Here is a 10,940-nt window from a genome sequence, read left to right as displayed (position 1 = left end):
CGCGGTCGTCGGCTGCGGCACGCTCGGGCTGCTCGCCGTCCAGTTGCTCGCCGCCTCCTCGCCCGCCGAGTTGGCGGTGGTCGACCCCCGGGCCGCGCGCGGCGAGCAGGCGCTGCGGTTCGGCGCGAGCGAGGCCCTCACGCCCGGGGAGGCCGAGGCCGGCTCGTACGGGCGGTTCGACCTGGTCGTGGAGACGGCCGGGGCGCCCTCCACCGCCGCCGCCTCCTGCCTGCTGGCCCGCCGGGGCGGCCGGGTCGTGCTGACGGGGATGTTCGCCCCCGGAGCGACCGGGATCGATCCCGCGCATCTGTCGGTGAGCCAGCTGGAGATCCGCAGCGTCTTCGGCGCGTCCTCCGCCGCCTGGGCCGACGCGGTGCGGGCCTTCGGGCTGGGGCTGCTCGATCCGGCCCCGCTGATCACCCACGAATTCCCGCTGGAGCGGTTCGCGGAGGCCGTCGCGCTGGTCGGCGGCGGCGATGCCGGGACCGGCAAGGTACTGCTCCGTCCCTGACCGGGCGCGCCCGGCTCCGTGCGGCGGTACGGGACCACCGTCCCGTACCGCCGCACCCCATTTTCCGAACAGCGTCCGAAATATCGAACAGAGGATTCCTGTGACCGCTTCCGCCGTTCCCCGCCGTCCCGGGGCCGCCGCACTCGCGCGGATCGACCATCCCACCCCCCACGTCGACTCCGCCGACACCTCCCCCCACGCCTTCCCCGACGGCGGCACCTGGCGGACCGAGATCCCCTCCGTCGAAGGGCCCGAGGCACTCGCGGTGGTCCTCGAGGAGAGCGCCCGGCTCGACGTGCCGGTGCACCGGATCAGCCAGGGCAGCGGCGTCTGGATGCTCACCGACGACGAGATCACCGAGATGGTGGACGGCTGCGCCGAACGCTCCGTCGAGCTCTGCCTGTTCACCGGGCCGCGCGGCACCTGGGACATCGGCGCCGCCACCCGTACCGACTCCGGCGGGGCGGGGCTCCGGGCCCGTGGCCATGACGCGCTCGCCGGCTGTGTCGAAGACGCCCTGCGCGCCACGGCGTTGGGGGTGCGCTGTCTGCTCATCGCCGACGAAGGCGTGCTGTGGACCCTGCACCGACTGCGCGCGGCCGGCGAACTCCCCGCCGACACCACGTTCAAGGCCTCCGCGCTCATCGGCCCCGTCAACCCGGCCTCGTACGCCGTCTACGAACATCTGGGGGCCGACTCCCTCAACGTCCCCTCCGACCTCACCCTCGCCCACCTCTCCGAGATCCGCCGGGTCAGCCGCGCACCGATGGACCTCTACGTGGAGGCCCCGGACGACCTCGGCGGCTACGTCCGGATGTACGAGGCCGCCGAACTGATCCGCCGAGGCGCGCCGCTGTACCTCAAGTTCGGACTCAGCCGCTCCGCCGGCATCTACCCCTACGGCGCCCACATGCGCGACCATGCCCTGGCCACCGCCCGTGAGCGCGTACGGCGTGGCCGGCTCGTCCTCGATCTGCTCGCCCGGCACGGCGCGGACGGCGGGATGTCACCCCTCGGCTCCCGACTGCCGGGCGCCCTCCGCCGCTTCCCCGCCCCCGAAGGGAACTGACATGCGCACCCGCACGCGCCACCCCGCGGCCCTGGCCGCCCTCTCCCTCCTCCTCGTCACCGCCCTCGCCGGCTGCGGCCAGGAGGCCCGCGGCGGCAGCCGCTACCAGCCCGACGCCGGCAAGGGCGGCACGATCGGTCTGGCGATGCCGACCAAGGCCTCGGAGCGGTGGATAGCCGACGGCGAGAACATGGCGAAGCAGTTCCAGCAGGCGGGCTACGAGACCGATCTGCAGTACGGCGACGACAAGGTCGAGAACCAGATCGCCCAGATCGAGAACATGATCACCAAGGGGCGTCGGCTCCTGGTGATCGCCGCGATCGACGGCGCCGCGCTCACCGAGGTCCTCCAGCGCGCCCACGACGCCGGGATCCCCGTGATCTCGTACGACCGCCTCATCATGGGCACCGAGCACGTCGACTACTACGCCTCCTTCGACAACGAGCGGGTGGGCGAGCTGGAGGCGCGGTACATCGTCGAGCGGCTGAAGCTCGGCGCGCCCGCGAAGAACTCCGGCAAGGCGTACGACATCGAGCTCTTCGCCGGATCACCGGACGACAACAACACCCGGTACTTCTGGAACGGCGCCATGAAGGTGCTCCAGCCGTACTTCGACAGCGGCCAGCTCCTCGTCCGCAGCGGCCAGACCCGGATGAACCAGGCGACCACCCTGCGCTGGGACGGCGGCACCGCGCAGAAGCGGATGGACGACCTGATCAGCAAGAACTACGGCGAGGAGAGCGTCGACGCGGTCCTCTCCCCCTACGACGGCATCTCCATCGGCATCATCTCCGCCCTCAAGAGCGCCGGTTACGGAACCGGCAACCGGCCGCTGCCCGTCGTCACCGGGCAGGACGCCGAGCTGGCCTCGGTCAAGTCGATCCTGCGCGGCGAGCAGACCCAGACCGTCTTCAAGGACACCCGCAAGCTGGCCGCCCGGGCGGTGGCGATGGGCGACGCCGTGCTCAACGGCAAGAAGCCCGAGGTCAACAACGTGAAGGACTACGACAACGGCAAGAAGACCGTGCCGTCGTATCTCCTCGACCCGGTCAGCATCGACAAGTCCAACACCGATCTCCTGGTGCGCGAGGGGTACTTCACCGCGGGACAGCTGTCATGACCGGGCCGGTGCTCGAGATGCGCTCCATCACCAAGACCTTCCCCGGCGTCACCGCGCTCAGCGAGGTGAACCTCACGGTCGGTCCCGGTGAGATCCACGCCCTCTGCGGGGAGAACGGAGCCGGGAAGTCCACCCTCATGAAGGTGCTGAGCGGTGTCCATCCGCACGGCAGCTACGAGGGAGAGATCCGCTTCGAGGGCGAACCCGTCGCCTTCAAGGACATCCGGGCGAGCGAACGCCGCGGCATCGTGATCATCCATCAGGAACTCGCGCTCGTCCCCCACTTGTCCATCGCGGAGAACATCTTCCTCGGCAACGAACGGGCCCGCCGCGGAGTCGTCGACTGGAACGACACACTGCGCAGCGCCAAGCGCCTCCTCGAACGGGTCGGGCTGCGCGAGAACCCGCACACCCCCGTCGCCGACCTCGGGGTGGGGCGGCAGCAGCTGGTGGAGATCGCCAAGGCGCTGTCGAAGGAGGTGAAGCTGCTCATCCTCGACGAGCCGACGGCGGCGCTGAACGACGAGGACAGCGCGGCGCTCCTCCGGCTGATCCTGGAGCTGCGCGAGGAGGGCATCGCCTCTGTCGTCATCTCCCACAAGCTGAACGAGATCCGGCGGATCGCCGACCGGGTGACGGTGCTCCGCGACGGCCGGACCATCGAGACCCTGGCCGTGCGCCCGACCCGCGACGCCGAGCCCGAGCTGTCCGAGGACCGGATCATCCGGGGCATGGTCGGCCGTGACCTCGACCACCGCTTCCCACCGCGCACCCCGTACGAGGGCGAGGACGCCGGCCAGGTGGCGCTCGCGGTGCGCGGCTGGACCGTGCGCCACCCGGTGGACCAGCGGCGCACCGTCGTCGACGACGTCTCGCTGACCGTCCGGCGGGGCGAGATCGTCGGCATCGCGGGTCTCATGGGCGCCGGCCGCACCGAGCTCGCGATGTCGGTCTTCGGCCGCTCGTACGGGCGGTACACGGGCGGCACCGTGGAGATCGACGGCCGGGAGGCGGCGACCGGAAACGTGCCCGCCGCGATCGCGGCCGGTCTCGCCTACGTCACCGAGGACCGCAAGCGGTACGGGCTCCATCTGGACGACACCGTGCACCGCAACGTCTCCCTCGCCTCCCTGCCCGGGATGCGGCGGCGCGGGGTCGTCGACGAGCACCAGGAGCGCAAGGTCGCCGAGAGCTACCGGGCCACGATGAACATCAAGACACCGACGGTCTTCGAGCAGGTCGGCCGGCTCTCCGGCGGCAATCAGCAGAAGGTCGTCCTCAGCAAGTGGATCCACGCCGACCCGAAGGTGCTGATCCTCGACGAACCGACGCGCGGCATCGACGTCGGCGCCAAGTTCGAGATCTACACCGTCATCGACCGGCTCGCGGCGCAGGGCAGGGCCGTGCTGTTCATCTCCTCCGAACTGCCGGAACTTCTCGGGATGTGCGACCGGATCTACACCATGGCCGAGGGGCGGCTGACCGGTGAGGTCGGCCGCGGCGAGGCCACGCAGGAAACGCTGATGCGCCACATGACCACGAGCAGGAGCTGAGGTCCCGCCATGACCACCACGACCCCTTCCGCGCCCGACACGGTGGCGGCGCACCCGATACGTCCGTCGGCCGGCGCGCTGCTCGTGCAGGCGCTGCGGGCGAACATGCGCCGGTACGGCATGCTCGTCGCGCTCCTCTTCCTCGTCGTCCTGTTCCAGATCTGGACCGACGGCACGCTGCTGCTGCCGAACAACGTCTCCAATCTGATCCAGCAGAACAGCTACATCCTCATCCTCGCCATCGGGATGATGATCGTCATCGTCGCGGGCCACATCGACCTGTCCGTGGGCTCGCTGGCCGCGTTCGTCGGTGCCCTGTCGGCGGTGATGATGGTCCGCCACGACATGCCCTGGGTCCTCGCGCTGGTCCTCGCCCTGGTCATCGGGGCGGTGGCCGGGGCCTGGCAGGGGTACTTCATCGCGTACCTCGGGATCCCGTCCTTCATCGTGACACTGGCCGGGATGCTCCTCTTCCGCGGACTGACCCAGATCTTCCTGGAGGGCCGCTCGCTCGCGCCGTTCCCCGACGGCTTCCAGAACATCGCCAAGGGCTTCATTCCCGAGATGGGGCCGTACACGCAGTACCACAACCCGACGCTGTTCATCGGGCTCGTGACGGTCGTCTTCCTGCTGCTGCGCGAGTGGCGCGATCGCAAGCGGCAGCTGGCGTACGAGCTGGAGGTGCTGCCGACGGGGCTGTGGGCGCTGAAGTGCGTGGCGATGACGGCGGCGATCGTGGCCTTCACCCTCACCCTGGCCAGCTTCCACGGCGTGCCCGTGGTCATGCTCATCATGTGCGCGCTGCTGATCGGTCTGGGTTACGTGATGCGCAACGCGGTCGTCGGCCGTCATGTGTACGCGCTCGGCGGCAACAAGGCGGCCGCGAAGCTGTCGGGGGTCAAGGACAAGCGGGTCACCTTCCTGGTCTTCGTGAACATGGGTGTGCTCGCCGCGCTGGCGGGTTGTGTGTACGCGGCGCGGCTCAACGCGGGCACGCCGCAGGCCGGTCTCAACTTCGAGCTGGAGGCCATCGCGGCCGCGTTCATCGGCGGTGCGTCGATGAGCGGTGGTGTGGGCACGGTGACGGGCGCCGTGATCGGCGGCCTGGTGCTGGGTGTCCTGAACAACGGCATGTCGCTGGTCGGCATCGGCACGGACTACCAGCAGGTCATCAAGGGGCTCGTGCTGCTCGCCGCGGTCGGCTTCGACGTCTGGAACAAGCGGCGCGCGGGCCGTTAGCCGGCCGGGTGCCGGCCGAGGACGTGCTGCGGCACGGGCGCCACGTCGGTGCCCGTGCCGCAGGCATGTCCGCCGTCCCGTACGGGAGCGGCGGGGCACGCGGAGATCTCGGTCCAAACGGGCCGCGAAGAGTCCAACAGCCGGGCGGCCCGACGGGGTTGTGCGGGCCCGGCCGGCGGGGTGGGATGGAAACCGAGGCGCAAGCGCTTTCCGCGGCGCTCTCCGCAGCACTTGCCACCAGCGCGCCTTCCACGCGCCGGCCTGGCGTGCGTCCTTCCCTTCCCCATCCCGCAGGAGACCCATGTCCGCCCTTCCCTGGTACGAAGACGTCTCTCCCGGCGACGGCTGCCTGCCGCCCCGCGCCTGGTACGCCCGCTCGGACGCCGCCTCCCTCTCCCTCGACGGCACGTGGCGCTTCCGCCTCTCGCCCACCGCCGACGCGGCCGACGCGTCGTTCGCCGCCGAGGGGTACGACTCCGGTTCCTGGGGCGAGATCACGGTGCCGGGCCACTGGGTCCTGCAGGGCGAGGACCACGGCGCGCCCGCGTACACCAACGTCGTCTACCCCTTCCCCGTCGATCCGCCCCGGGTCCCGACCGAGAACCCCACCGGTGACCATCTGCGCCACTTCGACCTGCCCGACGGCTGGCCGGCGACCGGCGGCGCCGTGGTGCGCTTCGACGGCGTGGAGTCCGCGGCCCGGGTCTGGCTCAACGGCGAGGAACTGGGCACGTTCAAGGGCTCGCGGCTTGCGCACGAGTTCGCCGTGGGCCCCCTGCTGAAGCCACGCGGGAATGTGCTCGCCGTCCGCGTCCACCAGTGGTCGTCGGGCTCGTACCTGGAGGACCAGGACCAGTGGTGGCTGCCCGGCGTCTTCCGTGACGTGACGCTGCTCCACCGCCCCGAGGGCGCGGCCGACGACTTCTTCGTGCACGCCTCGTACGACCACACCGCCGGCACTGGCACCCTGCGCGTGGAGTGCGACGTGCCGGGCCGGGTCACGGTGCCGGAGCTGGGCATCGACACGGAGACCGGCCGGGCGGTGACGGTGAGGGCCGAACCGTGGAGCGCCGAGACGCCCCGGCTCTACGAAGGGGTGCTGAGCGCCGGCGGCGAACGGATCGCGCTGCGCGTGGGGTTCCGTACCGTCCGCGTCGAGGACGGCGTGATCAAGGTGAACGGCCGCCGTGTCCTCTTCCGGGGCGTGAACCGGCACGAGTTCCACCCGGAGACCGGCCGGAGCGTCGACCTGGCGACGATGCGCCAGGACGTGGAGCTGATGAAACGGCACAACATCAACGCAGTCCGCACCTCCCACTACCCCCCGCACCCCGCCTTCCTGGACCTGTGCGACGAGTACGGCCTGTGGGTCATCGACGAGTGCGACCTGGAGACGCACGGCTTCCAGGACCTGGGATGGCGTGCCAACCCGGTCGACGACGAGCGCTGGACGCCGGCGCTGCTCGACCGCGCCGCGCGGATGGTCGAGCGCGACAAGAACCACGCCTCGGTGATCATCTGGTCGCTCGGCAACGAGTGCGGCACGGGCTCCGGGCTCACCGCGATGGCGGAGTGGATCCGCGACCGCGATCCACTGCGGCTGGTGCACTACGAGGGCGACCTGTCCTGCGCGGACACGGACGTCTACTCCCGGATGTACGCCCCGCACGCCGAGGTCGAGGCGATCGGCCGCCGGCAGGACGAAGGGCCCGCGCGACGGCGGGAACTCCCGTTCATCCTCTGCGAGTACGGGCACGCCATGGGGAACGGCCCCGGCGGGCTCGCCGACTACCAGCGGCTCTTCGAGCGGTACGAACGCTGCCAGGGCGGGTTCGTCTGGGAGTGGATCGACCACGGCCTCGTCCACCCGCGGTACGGACACGGTTACGGCGGGGACTTCGGCGAGGAGCTGCACGACGGCAACTTCGTCTGCGACGGCCTGCTCTTCCCCGACCGGACCCCGTCGCCCGGTCTCGTCGAGTACAAGAAGGTGATCGAGCCGGTCCGTATCGGCCCGGTGTCCGGCGACGGCGGCGCCGTACGGATCACGAACCTGCACGACTTCGCGGACCTCTCCCACCTCTCCTTCACCTGGTCGTACCTGGTCGAGGGGGAGAGTGTCGCCGAAGGGCCGCTGGCGGTGCCGGCGCTGGCCGCCGGGGAGAGCGCCGAGGTCGCGCTGCCCGCGCCGCCGGAGCACGGCGGCGCGGGCGAGAAGACCTGGACCGTGCGGGCGCTGCTCGCCCACGAGACCGCCTGGGCTCCGGCCGGTCACGAGGTCGCCTGGGGCCAGCTTCCCGCGCCGGCACCGCACGTGCCGTCCGCGCAGACGCGCGGGCCGGCCGCGGAGGCCGGTGGCGCGCACCCGCTCCTGGAGGGGCGGCGGATCACTCTCGGCCCCGCCTCCTTCGACGCCCGTACGGGCGAGCCGCTCGCCCTCGGCGGGCTCCCGCTCACCGGGCTGCGGCTCGATGTGTGGAGGGCGCCGACCGACAACGACAACGGGGCGGCGTGGCAGCCCGACGAGCGGTACGGCCTGCTCTGGCGGGAGCTGGGGCTGCACCGGATGCGGCACCGGGTCGACGCCGTGGAGACCGAGGGGGACGCGCTGACGGTACGGACCCGGGTGGCACCCGCCGCCCAGGATCTCGGTCTGCGCACCGTCTACCGCTGGACGTCGGACGGGACCCGGCTGCGGCTCACGGTCTCGGTCACCCCCGAGGGCGCGTGGCCGCTGCCGCTTCCCCGGCTCGGTGTCCGGCTCGGCCTCCCGGCCGGCCTGGAGCGGGCGACCTGGTTCGGCGGTGGGCCCGGCGAGGCCTACCCGGACACCCGGTCGGCGGCTCGCCTCGGCCGTTGGCGGGCCACGGTGGACGAGCTCCAGACCCCGTACGTACGTCCGCAGGAGAACGGCGCCAGGATCGACACCCGGTGGGTCGAACTGAGCGACACGGGCAGGGGGTTGAGGGTCGAGGGCGAACCCGCGTTCTGGTTCACGGCGCGCCGCTGGACGAGTGAGCAGCTCGACGCGGCCGACCACCGGAGCGACCTCGTGCCCGGTGACACGGTCTGGCTGAACCTGGACCACGCCCAGCACGGCATCGGCTCGCAGTCCTGCGGACCGGGCGTCCTGCCGGAGTACCGGCTGACCGCCGCCCCCGCCGCGTTCTCGTTCACGTTCGAGGCGCTCTCGCGGCGGTCCGTGTGACCGGCACCGCCGCACACCCCGTGGCCGGCCGGCTCTTCAGCCGGCCGGCCACGGCCGCCGCCTGCGTCGCCTTCGTCCTGATCGGCGCCCTCCAGGCGCTGTACGGCCCGGCGGTTCCGGCCGTGCGGGGCGAGTACGGCCTGTCCCCCGCCGCCGCCGGCCTGGCGCTGAGCCTGCACTTCACCGGTGGGGTCGCGGGCGTCCTGGGCTTCGACGTGATCCGTGCCCGGCTCAGCAGCAGGGCGCTGCTCGCGGTGAGTTACGTACTGATGGCGGTCGGCGCCGCGGGGTTCGCGCTGGCGCCCGGCTGGCCACTGGCGCTGTGCGCGGCGTTCCTCGGCGGGCTGGGTTTCGGCGGGGTCGACTACGGCCTGAACCAGCTCTTCGCCGTCGGATTCGGCGAGCGTTCCCCGGCCATGCTCAACATCCTCAACGGTCACTTCGGCATCGGCGCCGTCCTGGCTCCCGCCGTGCTCGCGGCGCTCGGCCCCGACCGGTATCCGTACGCCTTCGCGGGGTGCGCGCTGCTCTCGGTCGTCCTGATCGCGGGGACCCGCGGGGTACGGGACGAGGCCGCGCCGGCGCCGGGCCCCCGCGAGGTGTCCCGCGTGGCGCGGCTCTCTCCGGTGCTGCTCGGTTTCGTCCTGCTGTACGTGCTGAACGTGGCGGTCGAGGCCGGAGTGGGCGGCTGGGAGCCGACCCATCTGGAGACGGTCGGCTACGCCACGGCCACGGCGGCCACGGCGACCTCCGCGTACTGGCTGATGATGACCGTGGGCCGGTTCCTGGTCGTGCCGCTCACTCTGCGGTACGCGCCGGAGCGGATCCTGGCGGTGTGCGGGGCCGGGATGACGGCCTGTCTGCTGCTGGCTCTCGTCCCGGGCGCAGCGCCCGTCGCGTACGCCGGGGTGGGTCTGTTCATCGCGCCCGTCTTCCCGACCGGCCTGCCGTGGCTGCACCGGGCGCTGCCGACGGCCCGCCACGCCGGGGCATGGGTGATCGCCGCGTCGATGATCGGCGGGGTCGCGGCTCCGCCGCTGCTCGGACTGGGCATCGAGGTGTCGGGCATCGGTGCCGTGCCCGTGCTCCTCACCGTGCTGTCGGCCGCGAGTCTGGTGGTGACGGTGTGGCTGGCCCGTCGCTCCGGCGTACGACGGAGCGACGGGCCGGCCGTGGACGAACCCGTCAGCGGATCAGCCGGTCGGGAACGATCCCCTGGGCGCGCAGTTCGGTGACGACGAGGGTGGCGTACTCCGTCGCACCGCGCACCGAGGTGTGGGTGTTGTCGCGCTTCTCGGCCGTCAGGTAGAGGGCCTTGGACGCCTCGGGCCCCAGCTCCTCCACCCGTGCCTTGGTGAGGGCGGTCAGGTCGATCAGCGGGGTCCCGAGGTCCGCCGCGAGGCGCCTGATCTCGGCCGGATGGTCGACGCCGAGGCCGTTGACGAGCAGGGCGGTGCCGTTGTTCAGGGTGCCGTCGGCGTTGAACCAGCGGCGGACGACCGGCGTCACGAGCACGGGCCGACCGCCCCGTTCCCGTACGCCCTGGACCAGGGTGGTGAGGTGGGCGCGGTAGGTGACGGCGTCGGTCTGCTTGTCGTTGTGGGCGAGCTGGATCAGCACGGGGTCGCCAAGGCGGATGCGTTCCCTGACGACCGGGAACAGGGCCGGGTTCGCCACGTAACTGACCGTGCTCTCGCCGGAGTCGGCGTGGTTGGCGACCGCCACTCCGCGCTGGAGGAACTGCGGAAGCTGCTGTCCCCAGCCGGTGTACGGCTCCCCCGGCTGGTCGCACACGGTGGAGTCCCCGATGAGGAAGATCCGTGGGACGGCGGGAGCCGGGGTGATCCGTACGCCCGTCGGCCGTGGCGCCGAGCCGCCGAAGGTCAGGTCCAGGCCGGGGCTCCCGACCGGTCCGGTCGGCTCGCCCTCCGGGTCGCGGACGTCGACGCTGAAGGAACGCCGGGTCCGCTCCCCCGCGTCGGTGCCGGTGGCGGCGAGCAGGGCGCGCCGGGTCTCGCCCGTGACGGAGGTGGAGCCGGCGGTGTCCCCGCCGAGGGTGACGGTGACGTCGTACGTGCCAGGCGGGACGTCGAAGTGGCAGACGACCGCGGTCGTGGACGGCGAGGTGGTGCAGTGGTCCAGGCCCTGGCCGTAGGGCCCGTCGGCGTGGGCGGGGGTCGCGGTGAGCGCGGCGGCGGCGGTCGCGGCGACGGTGAACAGGGCGGTGCGTCGCATCGGTG

The 10,940-nt window shown here is 71.9% G+C and carries 8 protein-coding genes; 7 read left to right on the top strand and 1 reads right to left on the bottom strand.

The window, feature by feature from the left end:
• The 7 genes from J7E93_RS00515 to J7E93_RS00485 all read left to right on the top strand — a co-directional run.
• A partial coding sequence (locus tag J7E93_RS00515) for a zinc-binding dehydrogenase (protein WP_251065827.1) occupies nucleotides 1–511 on the top strand: 511 nt, incomplete at its 5' end.
• A 100-nt stretch (nucleotides 512–611) separates the two neighbouring features.
• Nucleotides 612–1,580 (top strand): hypothetical protein, encoded by a 969-nt coding sequence (locus tag J7E93_RS00510; protein WP_374105341.1) that lies wholly within the window; start codon nucleotides 612–614, stop codon nucleotides 1,578–1,580.
• Between the two features lies 1 nt (nucleotide 1,581).
• Nucleotides 1,582–2,700 carry a multiple monosaccharide ABC transporter substrate-binding protein gene (gene chvE, locus J7E93_RS00505; RefSeq protein WP_215065018.1) on the top strand — a complete coding sequence of 373 codons (1,119 nt, stop codon included), beginning with the start codon at nucleotides 1,582–1,584 and terminating at the stop codon, nucleotides 2,698–2,700.
• Nucleotides 2,697–4,253, top strand: a complete 1,557-nt coding sequence (gene mmsA / locus J7E93_RS00500; protein ID WP_215065011.1) for a multiple monosaccharide ABC transporter ATP-binding protein — start codon at nucleotides 2,697–2,699, stop codon at nucleotides 4,251–4,253. Before chvE ends, mmsA begins: the two co-directional genes overlap by 4 nt.
• A 9-nt stretch (nucleotides 4,254–4,262) precedes the next feature.
• A complete protein-coding gene (gene mmsB / locus J7E93_RS00495; RefSeq protein ID WP_251065826.1) occupies nucleotides 4,263–5,492 on the top strand; it encodes a multiple monosaccharide ABC transporter permease in 1,230 nt (409 codons plus the stop codon).
• Between the two features lie 301 nt (nucleotides 5,493–5,793).
• Nucleotides 5,794–8,700, top strand: a complete 2,907-nt coding sequence (locus J7E93_RS00490; protein ID WP_215065009.1) for a glycoside hydrolase family 2 TIM barrel-domain containing protein — start codon at nucleotides 5,794–5,796, stop codon at nucleotides 8,698–8,700.
• Complete coding sequence (locus tag J7E93_RS00485; protein WP_215065003.1) at nucleotides 8,697–9,935, top strand: sugar MFS transporter; 1,239 nt, start codon at nucleotides 8,697–8,699, stop codon at nucleotides 9,933–9,935. The genes J7E93_RS00490 and J7E93_RS00485 overlap by 4 nt, the downstream gene beginning before the upstream one ends.
• Here J7E93_RS00485 and J7E93_RS00480 read toward each other — a convergent pair.
• Nucleotides 9,886–10,935, bottom strand: coding sequence for a rhamnogalacturonan acetylesterase (locus J7E93_RS00480; RefSeq protein ID WP_215065001.1), 1,050 nt, complete (start codon nucleotides 10,933–10,935; stop codon nucleotides 9,886–9,888). The two genes, J7E93_RS00485 and J7E93_RS00480, sit on opposite strands and share 50 nt — an antisense overlap.
• Nucleotides 10,936–10,940 lie beyond the last annotated feature (5 nt).

Origin of the sequence: Streptomyces sp. ISL-36 (assembly GCF_018614205.1) — a bacterium.
GTDB lineage: Bacteria > Actinomycetota > Actinomycetes > Streptomycetales > Streptomycetaceae > Streptomyces.
This window is presented reverse-complemented; position numbering and strand designations above follow the sequence as displayed.